Source organism: Chitinophagales bacterium (genome assembly GCA_020636495.1).
In the GTDB taxonomy this organism is placed as follows: domain Bacteria; phylum Bacteroidota; class Bacteroidia; order Chitinophagales; family Chitinophagaceae; genus UBA5543.
The window spans coordinates 1,085,283-1,097,607 of sequence record JACJXQ010000008.1; the positions used below are offsets into that span (position 1 = coordinate 1,085,283).

A 12,325-nucleotide genomic window follows, 5' to 3' on the forward strand; every position below is an offset into this window, starting at 1 on the left:
ATGGATGCCACGCTGATACTTTTCCTGCTTTTATCCTTACTCGCAGAGATATTGGGCACTATAGGAGGGTTTGGTTCTTCTGTATATTTTGTTCCGCTGGCCAACCTGTTTCTCGATTTCAAGTCGGTGCTGGGCATTACAGCCATCTTTCATTTATCCAGCAATATCTCCAAAATGGTGTTGTTTAAAAAAGGACTGAACAGGTTTCTGTTGGTATACATTGGTGTGCCCGCCGTTATTATGGTGATAACCGGTGGTATACTCAGCAAATACATGGATGAGACCGTGTTGCAGGTATCATTTGCAATATTCATTATTGTCACCAGCCTGTTCTTTCTGTGGTTTGATATGTATGTGCTGCTGGCAGACAAAAAAAATGCCATAATAGGTGGTAGCCTTTCCGGTTTCCTGGCTGGCGTGTTAGGTACAGGTGGCGCCATAAGAGGCATTACAATGGTGGCATTCAATATCGAAAAGGAGCAATTTGTGGCTACCTCTGCCGCAATTGATTTCGCCGTTGATTTTTCACGTACAGTTGTTTATTTCTTCAATGGATATATGCATGCTGAGCACCTGAAGTACATGATGTCATTGATCGTAGTGGGTTTTGTGGGTACATGGCTGGGTAAACTTGCCCTTCAGCGCATATCGCAGGAACGTTTCAAGACCATCGTATTGCTATTACTACTCGGTATCGGCATATTCTCGCTTACAAGAGCACTTTTGCAGTCGCAATAATATAGATCATTGCTGTTTGTGACCAATGTCATGTTTTAAGCTTCTCATAACCCTTTACCTTTGTAAAATAAAATGTCATAACTATGAGAAGTATACCACAAATTAATGTTGAACACAGTGATTGGCTACGCAACCTGGATTTTTATAAAGGCGAATTGCAGATACTGAAAGAACGTCTTACTGAAGTGGCCGGAAAAAACACAGGTGACGAGGCTGCAAAAGGTGCTGAACACTTTGAAAACCAGTTCAAAATTCAAACTACTAATATTGATACGTTGCGTCACGATATCTCCGAACATCTGGGTGTCACTGCTGCACAGGCAGAGAAGTCAGCAGGTCATGTGGAGCAAGGCGTTTTAGATGATCACGATGCATTGCGTGAAAGGTATATAGCCGAAGAAAAAACAATAAACGATCTGAGGCACGAATTTTACAGGTATGCAGCAAAGTGGATGTAATATTTACACCTCTTTATCCCTGTTTAAATACATTTCATTCAGTTCGTCGATATAACTGAGCATTTCCTTGCGTCCCAGTGCCTTTACGGCACTGGTAAGGAAACTTCGGGGAATGAACTCCCATTCTTCCCTCATAGCGTCAATAAAAGCACGCACATTTCTCGCAGCATCCCGTTGCGAACTTTTGTCTGCTTTGGTGAAGACAATATTAAAGGGCACTTCCCATTCGCCCAATTGTGCCAGGAAATCCAGGTCTATACGTTGGGGTTTCAATCTGCTGTCTATAAGCACGAACACGGTTACGAGGTTGGGCCTTTCGGTCAGGTAATTGGCTATCATCTTGCTGAAAGAGGCCCTTTGCTTCTGCGACACCTTAGCAAAACCGTATCCCGGAAGGTCTACCAGGTACCATTGCTTATTTACTACAAAATGGTTGATCATCTGCGTTTTTCCGGGACTGGCAGATGTTTTGGCCAGTTTCGGCTGACGGGTGAGCATATTGATAAGCGATGATTTGCCCACGTTGGAGCGCCCGATAAAGGCATATTCAGGTTTGTCAGGCGCAGGACATAGCTCTGCCCGGGGGCTGCTGATCAAATATTGGGCTGTTTTTATCTCCATTGACGGTCTTAGCTTACTTTTGTAGTGATGTTAGCAGATATAGATAATAACCCGGCGGCGAAAGTATTGCCGGATACGGGGTCAAATTTAAGCAAGAAAGAGCAGGTTGCCGATATGTTTAATAACATTGCCGGCAAATATGATTTCCTCAATCATTTTTTATCATTAGGTATAGACAAGGGCTGGCGTCGCAAGGCTATTGCCCAGATAGCTATTGTAGACCCCAAGAACATACTGGATGTAGCTACAGGTACAGGCGACCTGGCCATAGAAGCGGCAAAGCTGGACCCGGAAAAAATTATTGGGGTGGATATTGCTGCAGGTATGCTGGAGGTAGGCAGAACCAAATTGAAAGAACAGGCCCTGGATGAACTGATAACACTACAGCTTGGCGATAGCGAATCCCTGCCTTTCGGCGACAATAGTTTTGATGCCATAACCTGTGCCTATGGTGTGCGCAACTTCGAGCACCTGGAGGCAGGACTGAAGGAGATGCAACGTGTATTACGCCCCGGTGGCAGGCTGGCTATACTCGAGTTCTCTCATCCTAAACGTTTCCCGGTCAAACAGGCATATAAGTTCTATTTTAAATACATTTTGCCGGGATTGGGCAAGCTGGTGTCCAAACACAGCAGGGCATATACCTACCTGCCCGAATCGGTCATGGCGTTCCCGGAAGGAAAGAAATTTTGCGACATATTATCGTCTTGTGGTTTTAAGCACCCGCACGACCGCCCGTTGACATTTGGCATTACGACTTTGTATACTGCTACTAAATAAAATAAGCCCGCAATCGCGGGCTTATTTTATTTGACGGGTCAATACTCAATTATTTTCATTGCCCTTTTCGTTCAACTCTTTTATGAGCTGCATATAATCGCCTGAGCTGTGTTTGGCATTATTGGTACCTTGTCCATCGTTCAATGCAGCATACATATCATGTATAGTTTGTGTAGTAGGTACTTTATAACTGTCCTTGAATCCTACCAGCGACATTTGTATGTCTTTATCTGGAGCTTGGGTACTGTGAAACTCACGTATCAGTTCCAGTACGTCAAAGTCGATGTACTCAGTATCACTGGCGTCAATGATCACTTTGCTGTTTTCAGGCAATTTATCCAATGCCATTTTAATACCGGCTTTGTTCAGGAATGATACTTCCTGCGCCAGTTTTAATTCTACCAGGTCGCCTTTGCTATGGCTTATCTTGCGAAAGAAGAAAGGAATATTCATGTTGCGGTACAATAGGAACACAATACTGATCGCCAGCCCCAGTCCTACACCTTTCAGCAGGTCAAGCGATACTACGGCAATGGCTGTTGCCACAAATGGTATGAATTGTGTAGCTCCGCCTTCTTTCCATATATGTTTAAATGTTTTGGGGTTACATAATTTGTAACCGGTAAATATCAGTATGGCAGCTAATGAAGCCTTAGGTATCAGGTTCAGTATCACGGGTATGGAGCCCACGCACACAAGCAGTAAAACGCCATGAATAATAGCAGACGCTTTTGATTTGGCACCTGCATGCACGTTGGCTGAGGAACGCACAATGACTGAAGTTATCGGCAGGCCACCTATCAGTCCCGACACCATATTGCCTATCCCCTGTGCTTTTAATTCACGATTGGTGGGTGTATATCTTTTTTGCGGGTCAAGTTTGTCTGTAGCTTCTATGCACAACAATGTTTCAATAGAGGCAACAATAGCTATGACAAAACCAGTTTGCCACACGTCAGGATTGCTGAATCCACTAAAGTCCGGCATTTTGAACTGCCCGAAAAACTCGGAAAAGCTGCTTGCGATCGGCAGGTGTACCAGGTGAATATCAGACAGGAAAGCCTCAGGGTATATACTTTTAAAAAGTTCGTTCACAAGTATGCCGGCAATAACTACCATCAATCCCGCGGGTAGAAATTTAATTTTCTGAAAGGGTTTCAGTGTCCATAACAACAGCAGGCCGATACCTATGGCCGAAATGATCATAGCACCAACCTCCATATGGTTAAAAGCGGAGGTGATGAATTCCAGTTTGAAACCATCATCAGCATCCACCATTCTTTCATGCCCGGCACCATCATAGCCCAAAGCTTCTGGTATCTGTTTGAAGATGATGGTAAGACCTATACCTGCCAGCATACCCTGTATCACGCTGTTGGGGAAATAATTGGCTATGGCACCCGCCTTTAGGAAACCCAGTAGAACCTGAATCAGGCCTGCGACCATCACTGCACAAAGAAAGATTTCCCATGCGCCTAGCTCACTGATGGCAGTGAGTACGATAGCCGTGAGTCCCGCAGCAGGGCCGGAAAACGCTTAGCTGTGAGCCACTCAGGCTGCCTACTACTATACCTCCTACAATACCTGCTACAATACCTGAAAAAAGTGGTGCCCCGGATGCTTGCGCTATACCAAGGCAAAGGGGTAATGCTATGAGAAAGACAATAACGCCCGCAATGGCGTCGTTTTTGATATTGCTGAAAAAACCGGTGTTCTTCATAATTATGTATACAATTGTAAATAAAGGGCAGGAGCCTATAGTGCAATAACGGAGATAATATGGCGCCGGCAGTCTGCAAAAGCCGGCGGATGTTAGCCTTTGTTTGGGGGAGGGGTGACAATGTCCGGTATGAACTGTTTGGACACGCTTTGTGGTGCAGAGGTCTTAAGGCCGTTCCTGGTCAGCACAGCCAATTTTTCTGTCTGTGTGTAAGGTCTGCAAGGAGTATAGGGGTCGTTCTGCTTCTGCAGTCCGCTATCCTCGTCATCTATATCACCATGTGCCTCGTGTATTTCTTCAGTCATGGTTCCCTTGAACAATATTTTCCCAATCTCCTTCACAGGTAATATCTGCAAGGAGAAAATAAAAAGGAAAACAGATGCAAGAAATAACTTCATCGGGTGCAATTTACATCATATGGATGGTTTCCTTACAGGAACAAATGATTTAAATGCCAGACACATGTACAAATAAAATGTTTCATTTTACAGAAACTGCCTGCTGAATGCTTTATTAATGCCCGTATTAATGGTATTTTTGCGCCCTGTATGATATTACGCATAGGTCATATTTTTATTTCTTTACTTTTTTTTATTTTCGCTGCTCATGCGCAGGCCCAGGTATCCTGGCCGTCGCCTGAGGTGGAACAGCTGTATAATCAGGCCCGCCAATATCATTCGCAGGGCAAACTGCGCGATGCCATCATACGTTACCAGCAAGCTATACAGATAGCACCCGAAATTGTTTTATTGCATAGAGAACTGGCTTATGCCTACTACCTGGCACAAGGTTATGACGAGGCTATGGCCACTTTGGAACCAATAATAAAACAGCAAAAGGCAGATGCGGAAACCTATAAGATAATGGCTCAGTGCCTGGTTGCTGTCAAGGAGACCAAAAAGGCCAAAAAACTACTCAGGGATGCAATTACACAAATGCCCGGTTCCGGTCCATTATACAACCAGATGGGGTTGGTATATGAGCAAGACAACGAGCTGGTATATGCCCTCGAGTCCTGGCTCGATGGGATAGACAAAGACCCGGGTTATCACCTCAACTATTACGATGCCGCCCGCATGTATATGAATACCGATAAGGTAGTTTGGGCAATACTATATGGTGAGATGTTCGTGAATATGGAACAGCAGACCAAGCGTGCCTATGACACCCGCAATATGATACTGGAGGCTTACAAGCGTTTGTTCACCACTTTGTCAACAGGATCTGTACCCAAATATGGCTCAGCGGGCAATGCTGGAACGGTGAGTTTCGAGGAGGCAGTGTACAATACATACATACACCTTTCTCCGCTTATGAGTGATGGCTACACTACTGAGAACCTCATGATGCTGCGTACACGCTTTATTATGGACTGGACCCTGCAATATGCATCGCAATACCCGTTTTCCCTTTTTGCCCGCCACGATGATATGATACGAAATGGCTATTTTGACGTATACAACCAATGGTTGCTGGGCATTGTTGAAAATAAGAACCAATACGACGCATGGACAAAATTTCACCCCGATGCTATAAAAAGGCTGGAAACATGGCTCGCTCGCAACCCATACCGCCCCGTAAGCGGCGAATTCTATAACCAAAAAGTGGTAGATGGCATATTTCAGAAGAGAAAAGGCTGATATAAAAGTTAAAAATCAGGTGCCTGTTCTGCCATGCAACCCAAATACACTACATTTGCCCACTTATTATATAGTTTTTGTTTCATAATACACATGACGAGATATAGCCCGGGAATACGAATTGACTTTTTAAAGGCATCATTGCTGTTGCTGGCATTGTGCACAGCAGGTACGGTATTGGCGCAACCTTTAGATAAAATTGTGGCTGTAGTTGGCAAAACCCGTATCGTACTCAAGTCTGACATTGACATGCAGGTAGAGTCGATGCGCACGCAAGGCGGCGAGTTGAGCGATCAGCCGGAGTGTGATGTAATGGAACAGATGTTGCTGCAGAAGATACTGGTAGAGCAGGCTGAAAGGGATAGTGTCATGGTGAGTGATGAAGAGGTGGAGGCCTCGCTCGAGAACAGGATACGTTATTTCATCATGCAGTACGGCTCTAAAGAGAAGGTGGAAGAGCTTTCCGGCAAAACGATATACCAGCTGAAAGATGAGAACCGCGAAGTGACCAAAGAGATGATGCTGTCTGAAAGGATGCAGGGTACCATACTGGACGCTGTAAAGGTAACTCCTGTTGAGGTGCAGAAGTTCTATGCCACTATCCCTAAAGATAGTCTGCCATTTTTCCCTGCAACCGTTGAAATGGGGCAGATAGTCATAGACCCGCCAGTAAGTCCGGAGTTGGACACTTATGCAAGGAAAAAGATAGAAGACATCAGGCGCAAGATAGTAGAAGAAGGTGCTGATTTTGAAACACAGGCCGGTATATACAGCGACGACCCGGGTTCCCGTAACGAAGGCGGACTGATGAAAGGCATCAGCCGTAAAGGCGGCCAACTGGTTACTGAATTTGCGGTTGCGGCTTTCAAATTACAGAATGGTGAGATATCTCCTGTGATACGCACACGCTTTGGTTACCATATCATACAGATGGTAAGCCGCAAAGGTGACGAGGCCGATGTGCGCCATATTCTTGTGAAACCTGAACTTACCAGTATCGACTTTAATAAAGCGCTGGCTAAGCTGGATAGTGTGCGTACAGAACTGGTAGAGGGTAAAATTACTTTTGAGCAGGCAGTAGGTAAATATTCAACAGACGAGATGGCCAACCGTACAGGAGGTATGATAGCCGACCAGCAGGGTGGTACGATATTAGAGGTGGAAGACCTGGACCCGACACTGGCGCTGATGCTGGATACGCTGAAACCCGGAATGTACTCTAAACCAATGGTATATACCAATATGCGTGGAGAACGCTCTTGTCGCATTGTATATATGAAAAGCCTCTCAGATCCGCATAAGGCCAATCTGAAAGACGACTACAGCCGTATACAGTTTGCCGCATTGCAAAAGAAAAAAGGCCAGCGTATGCAGGAGTGGGTAAGGGATAAAGCACCTACTTACTTTATCAAGCTGGATCCTGAATATAAGCAATGCCCCAACTTGCAGGCATATATAGAAAGCTCTGCGAAGAAATAAAGATCATTCAAAATGGATCATATAAGCGCCGTCAGGCGCTTTTTTTATAATTTAGCTCTTCGGTTGATAAAAACAAGGTTGAGATGAAAGTGAATGAAGTACCGCAGGACCCCAAAGATTTCAAAGGGGCGGACAAGGTGAAAAAACTTGTCTATGCGGTAGATAAAGACGGTAAATACACCGGCGTCAACTCTGCCGGCTGGGAGGCTGAAAATACAGCTACCCGCCAGGTATGGGACGACGTGGACGCCAACCTTGCCGAGGCCGAAGCACAGGTAAAAGCGGGAGAACTGAGCCCGATAGCTTATTATATGCAGAAGAGCCTGATGGATACTGCTATACTGGCACGCTATGTTGGCAAATGGCAATGGCAGGTAAAAAGACACATGAAACCTGCTGTATTCAATAAGCTGAGCCAAAAGATGATAGAAAAATACGCCTCTGTCTTTAATATTACCGTTGACGAACTATTATCCTTCGGTAAATAACCCCATACTAAAGTTATAGGATGTCAACAACCAATTTCAAGCATTACCAGCACGCCCATTGCGAAAGCGGAGTTACTACCAACCTGCTCAGGCACGAGGGTATAGAGATATCTGAACCGCTGTCTTTTGGTATTGGTGCAGGGCTGTTCTTTGCGCATATGCCCTTTGTTAAGGTAAGCGGCGCACCCGGCACCAGCTTCCGCTCATTGCCCGGCAGTATATTCAAGCGTGTTACCAAAACCTTGGGTATAGATGTGCATACGGAGCGTTTCCGTTCACCTGAAAAGGCCATGCAGGCACTGAATGATGTACTGGACAATGGCAAACCTGTAGGAATGCTCAGCAGTGTATATTATCTGCCTTACCTGCCCGAGGCTTTTCGTTTTCACTTCAATGCCCACAACCTGATAGCCTATGGTCGTGCGGGTGATATATATAACATCAGCGATCCTGTACTTGAAGAAGTGTCTACCATTGCCTACGACGACCTGGCCAAAGCAAGGTTTGCCAAAGGCACACCCGAGCCGCGCGGGTTCATGTACTATGTCAAAAGCACCCCTTCGTCTATCGATTTCAAAACAGCTATTGAAAAGGGTATCAAGAAAAACTGCTACCTGATGTTGTCGCCACCACTGCCTTGGTTTGGTATTAACGCAATCTTCCTGCTGGCTAAAAAGATAAAACAATACCCGGCCAAACTTACGCCCCGCAAATCTCAACTATACCTGGGCAATATCATCCGCATGCAGGAGGAGATAGGAACGGGTGGGGCAGGATTCAGGTTCCTGTATGCTGCTTTTTTGCAGGAAGCCTCGGAGATACTTGGCCGTGATGATCTGAAAGCCTTTGCCCTGGAACTGACTGCCATCGGTGATGAATGGAGGAATTTTGCCTACAGCGCAGCCCGATTGATGAAAGACCGTAAATCAGACCTCATTTCATACGACGAATTAAGTAATTTGTTATATAGCTGTGCAGTTAAAGAAAAGGACTTTTTTACCCGGCTGGGTAAGCTCAAGTGGTGATTTAATATCGAAAGGTTAGCCATTTCTGATATTTAAACCTATTTTTGCTTCCCAATTCAGAAACGAGTGCTTAGAAACACACGAGACTATATACTGGCGTTCATTGATTTTTTCCATAAGCCTTTCAGCAAGTGGATCAATCAGACCACCTTCCGCTATCTGGCTTGCGGGGGCAGTAATACAGTGCTCGATATCCTGATATACTTTGTGAGCTATAACTTCATCCTGGATAAAAACCCTGTTCATGTATTGGGTATTACCATAGCGCCGCACATTGCTGCGTTCATGATTTCGTTCACATTCAGTTTCCCGGTTGGTTTCGCATTAGCCAAGTACGTAGTTTTCCAGGAGTCGAACCTGAAGGGCCGTATACAGTTATTCCGTTACGCATTGTTGGTAGCTATGTGCATCATACTCAATTATGTGTTTCTCAAGTTGTTTGTTGAGCAGTTTGGCTGGTACCCCACACCGTCCAAGGTACTTACAACTATACTGGTGGCGCTATTCAGCTATGTGTCACAGCGCAACTTTACTTTCAAGGTCAAGAAGGACGTGGTGAAAATGTAGCCCTTACTTTATGTTAACATATTGATATATAACAGCAAAAGGATAGCGTATGCTATCCTTTTGCTTATGTAGTTATTGTACTTACTGCTTAGTTCTGGCTGGCTTTGAATTTCTTCACGGCGTCTATCAGCCTTGGCAATACTTCAGCTGCGTCGCCAACTACGCCGTAGTCAGCAGCTTTAAAGAATGGCGCTTCCGGGTCTTTGTTGATGACCACGATGGTTTTAGAACCATTTACACCTGCAAGGTGCTGTATCGCACCGCTGATGCCCACAGCTATATACAGGTTAGGGCGGATCGTACCACCTGTCTGTCCAACGTGCTCGTGGTGTGGTCTCCAGTGAGAATCAGCTACCGGGCGGCTGCAGGCAAGGCCGGCACCCAGCTCGTGTGCCAGTTCTTCCAGTGGTCCCCAGTTCTCAGGTCCTTTCATGCCGCGTCCACCGCTTACTACCAGCTCAGCTTCTGCCAGGGGCACTTCACCTGTCACTTTATTTACTTCTTTTACCTTAACACCAAAGTCTTTGTCATCAAAAGCTACGTCCAGTGCTTCAACAGCAGCGCTACCGTCGCCTTTCTTTACAGGGAATGTGTTCGGCATCAGCGTGATCACTTTTACATCGCTGGTAATATTGATGTATGAGAAAGCCTTACCTGAGAACACCGCTTTTTTTATCGTAAAACCATTGCTTGTATCAGGGTTAGAGATAGCGCCTGCTACCAGGCCGGCTTTCAGTTTTGCTGCCAGGCGGGGTGCAACTGCTTTTCCTGTTACGTCGTGCAGGGCTACAATTACTTTTGCACCTTCTTTTTCAGCTGCTGCGGCCAGTGCTTTTGTATAGGCTTTTGCACTCAGAGTATTCAGGCGGGCATCTGCCACATGCAGCACTTTGGTTGCACCACTTACTCCTAATTGTGCCAGTGCATCGGCTGGGGCTTCGCCCAATACTACAGCAGTTGCAGTTGTGCCTTGTTGCTGCGCAATACCTGCAGCATATTGTACCGCTTCAAAAACTTTCTTTTTGAAAACGCCGTTCTCGTGTTCTGCTAAAACTATTACTGACATGTTATTTATTTTGTCAAATCCTGATTTATGTCAGGACAAAAAGTTAAAAAGAAAAATTACCTACAACCAATATCAGTGATCAATTATATCACTTTTGCTTCACTGTGCAACAAGCTTACCAGTTCGTCCATGTTCTCCGGGTCTACCAGTTTCACGCCGGTTTTTGCAGGAGGCATTTCAAATGATACTATGCTGGTCAGCCCCTCGGCAGCTACCGGTTCCACTACTTTCAGTGGTTTGGTGCGGGCAGCCATAATGCCGCGCATGTTAGGTATACGTGCTTCTGCCATACCCTTCTGGCAAGATACAACCAACGGAAGCGATGCGGTATCTGTTTCCTGTCCGCCTTCTATTTCGCGGGTTACTGTTGCAACACCATCAGCAATATCCAGCTTGTTGGCAAAACCTATATAGTCAGTGTCCAGCATTTCTGCCAGCATAGCGCCAACTACACCGTTGTTATAGTCAATAGACTCTTTACCACACAGTACCAGGTCATAGCCTTCAGACTTGGCATAAGCAGCTATTTGTGTAGCTACCACATATGGGTCATTGCTGTCTGTGTTGATACGGATAGCCTCATCGCCGCCCAGGGCAAGCGCCTTACGGATAACAGGCTCTGCGGCTGCAGTACCAACGGTTACCAGGTTAACGGTAGCGGCGGTACCGGCTTCTTTCAGCTCAAGTGCACGCACCAGTGCATACCACTCATCATACGGGTTGATGATGAACGTAACGCCATCTGTTTTGAATTGCTTTTTGTCGTCGCTGAACGCGATCTTGGTAGTAGTGTCAGGAACCTGACTGATACAAACTAAAATCTTCATCAGAAGTATTGAATTATTATATAGTTAGAACTACAATTTTTACCTGAAATGGTTCGCAAAACTACGGCAAAATATTGACTATGCCGAGCGCTAGACCAACTTGGCAGGGTATAGCCACAAAAAAAGCCACCCCTGAAGGGTGGCTATATGAAAATATATTTAATAATTGTTTTATTCAGGGGCTACCAGCCTGAAACCGTTACCATGTATGTTAACGATCTCTACTGCATTATCACCTTTCAGGTACTTACGCAGTTTGGCTATGTACACATCCATACTACGGCCGTTGAAGTAGGTATCACTGCCCCAGATACGTTTCAGTGCCTGGTCGCGAGGCAGCAGATCATTTTTATATTCACACAACATCAGCAGCAACTCGTTCTCCTTAGGAGAAAGCGTCTGTGTATCGCCATCATACTCAAGCGTACGTAACTTGCTGTTAAAGCTGTATCCACCTATCTGGAATTCAACCTGGGCATGCTGCTTTTCCTGCATTTCAGTGTTGCGCTTCATGATAGCCTTAATTTTGTGCAGCAGTACTTCGCTGTCAAAAGGCTTGGTGATATAATCGTCAGCACCCAGCTTATAGCCATTCAGTATATCTTCTTTCATGCTCTTGGCCGACAAGAAGAAAAGAGGTACATCAGGGTCTACATTCCTGATCTCTTCTGCCAGTGTGAAACCGTCCATATTCGGCATCATCACATCCAGCAGGCATATGTCATATTTTTCGCGTCGGAAGGCTGCCAGGCCCAGTATACCATCTCTCGCCAGTTCTACTACAAAATCATTCAATTCAAGATAGTTCTTCAGTACCTGTCCGAAGTTGGTATCATCTTCAACCAACAACACTTTATTTTTTTCATTTTCCATAATTCGATTCTGATATATTATGCTCAAAAATAATAACCACGGG

13 protein-coding genes and 1 pseudogene are annotated in these 12,325 nt (G+C 45.3%); 8 read left to right on the top strand and 6 right to left on the bottom strand.

Translation table 11 applies throughout. The annotated features are described in order from the left end of the window. Together H6550_04720 and H6550_04725 are read left to right on the top strand one after the other, a co-directional pair. A complete protein-coding gene (locus tag H6550_04720) occupies nt 1-738 on the top strand; it encodes a sulfite exporter TauE/SafE family protein (GenBank protein ID MCB9045427.1) in 738 nt (245 codons plus the stop codon). Between the two features lie 83 nt (nt 739-821). Next, nucleotides 822-1,196, top strand: coding sequence for a hypothetical protein (locus H6550_04725; GenBank protein ID MCB9045428.1), 375 nt, complete (start codon nt 822-824; stop codon nt 1,194-1,196). A gap of 3 nt (nt 1,197-1,199) precedes the next feature. Here H6550_04725 and H6550_04730 read toward each other — a convergent pair whose 3' ends face one another. Then, on the bottom strand, nt 1,200-1,817 hold the full coding sequence (locus H6550_04730; GenBank protein MCB9045429.1) for a YihA family ribosome biogenesis GTP-binding protein: 618 nt from the start codon (nt 1,815-1,817) through the stop codon (nt 1,200-1,202). A 27-nt stretch (nt 1,818-1,844) separates the two neighbouring features. Here H6550_04730 and ubiE point away from each other — a divergent pair, with 27 nt between their 5' ends. Continuing rightward, the gene (gene ubiE, locus H6550_04735; protein ID MCB9045430.1) at nt 1,845-2,597 is read left to right on the top strand and encodes a bifunctional demethylmenaquinone methyltransferase/2-methoxy-6-polyprenyl-1,4-benzoquinol methylase UbiE; all 753 of its coding nucleotides are present in this window, start codon (nt 1,845-1,847) and stop codon (nt 2,595-2,597) included. A 45-nt stretch (nt 2,598-2,642) separates the two neighbouring features. Here the strand turns inward: ubiE and H6550_04740 are convergent. Together H6550_04740 and H6550_04745 are read right to left on the bottom strand one after the other, a co-directional pair. After that, nucleotides 2,643-4,317 (bottom strand): annotated as a pseudogene (locus tag H6550_04740) (SulP family inorganic anion transporter). 92 nt (nt 4,318-4,409) lie between these two features. Beyond that, nucleotides 4,410-4,715: a hypothetical protein gene (locus H6550_04745; protein ID MCB9045431.1), complete on the bottom strand. Its 306-nt coding sequence runs from the start codon at nt 4,713-4,715 to the stop codon at nt 4,410-4,412. A 150-nt stretch (nt 4,716-4,865) separates the two neighbouring features. Here H6550_04745 and H6550_04750 point away from each other — a divergent pair, with 150 nt between their 5' ends. From H6550_04750 to H6550_04770, 5 genes are all read left to right on the top strand, one after another. Beyond that, nucleotides 4,866-5,957, top strand: coding sequence for a tetratricopeptide repeat protein (locus H6550_04750; GenBank protein ID MCB9045432.1), 1,092 nt, complete (start codon nt 4,866-4,868; stop codon nt 5,955-5,957). A 93-nt stretch (nt 5,958-6,050) separates the two neighbouring features. Next, nucleotides 6,051-7,436 (top strand): peptidylprolyl isomerase, encoded by a 1,386-nt coding sequence (locus H6550_04755; GenBank protein ID MCB9045433.1) that lies wholly within the window; start codon nt 6,051-6,053, stop codon nt 7,434-7,436. Nucleotides 7,437-7,519: 83 nt separating this feature from the next. Beyond that, nucleotides 7,520-7,924: a hypothetical protein gene (locus H6550_04760; protein MCB9045434.1), complete on the top strand. Its 405-nt coding sequence runs from the start codon at nt 7,520-7,522 to the stop codon at nt 7,922-7,924. A gap of 20 nt (nt 7,925-7,944) precedes the next feature. Beyond that, nucleotides 7,945-8,949, top strand: a complete 1,005-nt coding sequence (locus H6550_04765; protein MCB9045435.1) for a BtrH N-terminal domain-containing protein — start codon at nt 7,945-7,947, stop codon at nt 8,947-8,949. Nucleotides 8,950-9,003: 54 nt separating this feature from the next. Then, nucleotides 9,004-9,516, top strand: coding sequence for a GtrA family protein (locus H6550_04770; protein ID MCB9045436.1), 513 nt, complete (start codon nt 9,004-9,006; stop codon nt 9,514-9,516). A gap of 88 nt (nt 9,517-9,604) precedes the next feature. On the opposite strand, the gene H6550_04775 is transcribed toward H6550_04770, so the two are convergent. The 3 genes from H6550_04775 to H6550_04785 all read right to left on the bottom strand — a co-directional run bounded on the left by H6550_04775 (nt 9,605) and on the right by H6550_04785 (nt 12,282). Then, nucleotides 9,605-10,582, bottom strand: coding sequence for an electron transfer flavoprotein subunit alpha/FixB family protein (locus H6550_04775; GenBank protein ID MCB9045437.1), 978 nt, complete (start codon nt 10,580-10,582; stop codon nt 9,605-9,607). Between the two features lie 83 nt (nt 10,583-10,665). Continuing rightward, nucleotides 10,666-11,409, bottom strand: a complete 744-nt coding sequence (locus tag H6550_04780) for an electron transfer flavoprotein subunit beta/FixA family protein (protein ID MCB9045438.1) — start codon at nt 11,407-11,409, stop codon at nt 10,666-10,668. Between the two features lie 171 nt (nt 11,410-11,580). After that, nucleotides 11,581-12,282 carry a response regulator transcription factor gene (locus H6550_04785; protein ID MCB9045439.1) on the bottom strand — a complete coding sequence of 234 codons (702 nt, stop codon included), beginning with the start codon at nt 12,280-12,282 and terminating at the stop codon, nt 11,581-11,583. Between the last annotated feature and the right edge of the window lie 43 nt (nt 12,283-12,325).

Bases quoted from the DNA above. Each gene is read 5' to 3' on its own strand.
- H6550_04720 (MCB9045427.1), top strand. From the start codon at position 1: ATGGATGCCACGCTGATACTTTTCCTGCTTTTATCCTTACTCGCAGAG.
- H6550_04725 (MCB9045428.1), top strand. From the start codon at position 822: ATGAGAAGTATACCACAAATTAATGTTGAACACAGTGATTGGCTACGC.
- H6550_04730 (MCB9045429.1), bottom strand. From the start codon at position 1,817: ATGGAGATAAAAACAGCCCAATATTTGATCAGCAGCCCCCGGGCAGAG.
- ubiE (MCB9045430.1), top strand. From the start codon at position 1,845: ATGTTAGCAGATATAGATAATAACCCGGCGGCGAAAGTATTGCCGGAT.
- H6550_04745 (MCB9045431.1), bottom strand. From the start codon at position 4,715: ATGAAGTTATTTCTTGCATCTGTTTTCCTTTTTATTTTCTCCTTGCAG.
- H6550_04750 (MCB9045432.1), top strand. From the start codon at position 4,866: ATGATATTACGCATAGGTCATATTTTTATTTCTTTACTTTTTTTTATT.
- H6550_04755 (MCB9045433.1), top strand. From the start codon at position 6,051: ATGACGAGATATAGCCCGGGAATACGAATTGACTTTTTAAAGGCATCA.
- H6550_04760 (MCB9045434.1), top strand. From the start codon at position 7,520: ATGAAAGTGAATGAAGTACCGCAGGACCCCAAAGATTTCAAAGGGGCG.
- H6550_04765 (MCB9045435.1), top strand. From the start codon at position 7,945: ATGTCAACAACCAATTTCAAGCATTACCAGCACGCCCATTGCGAAAGC.
- H6550_04775 (MCB9045437.1), bottom strand. From the start codon at position 10,582: ATGTCAGTAATAGTTTTAGCAGAACACGAGAACGGCGTTTTCAAAAAG.
- H6550_04780 (MCB9045438.1), bottom strand. From the start codon at position 11,409: ATGAAGATTTTAGTTTGTATCAGTCAGGTTCCTGACACTACTACCAAG.
- H6550_04785 (MCB9045439.1), bottom strand. From the start codon at position 12,282: ATGGAAAATGAAAAAAATAAAGTGTTGTTGGTTGAAGATGATACCAAC.